General features: G+C 52.3%; 1 pseudogene. It reads left to right on the top strand.

The window, feature by feature from the left end:
- Positions 1 to 255: 255 nt before the first annotated feature.
- A pseudogene (locus FOI68_RS24395) lies at positions 256 to 300 on the top strand (hypothetical protein); the annotation flags it as partial.

A 300-nucleotide genomic window follows, 5' to 3' on the forward strand; every position in this document is an offset into this window, starting at 1 on the left:
AACCTCGCTGGCATCCGCTTTTTGCCGACTTTGCTGCAGCGATTGGGCTTGTTCCAAAAGTATGCAAAGTTCGACGCTACACTGGTGCGAGCGGATTAACCGCCGTATTCATGGAACAACCGGCGAACGTCCCTTTGACCGACTCCGTGAGGAAAAACTGTCGCCCATCCCTTCAGCTGAACGGTGGGAAAAATACTTGCATGAACCAAGACAGGTCAGCCGAACGGATTTGTTAGCTACGATGGTGTACGATATGGGGTTCCATGGAGGTACAGTGGACGTGAGGTAACCGTGCGAGAA

This window comes from Brevibacillus sp. LEMMJ03, from assembly GCF_007197875.1.
Classification (GTDB): Bacteria; Bacillota; Bacilli; order Brevibacillales; family Brevibacillaceae; genus Brevibacillus; species Brevibacillus thermoruber.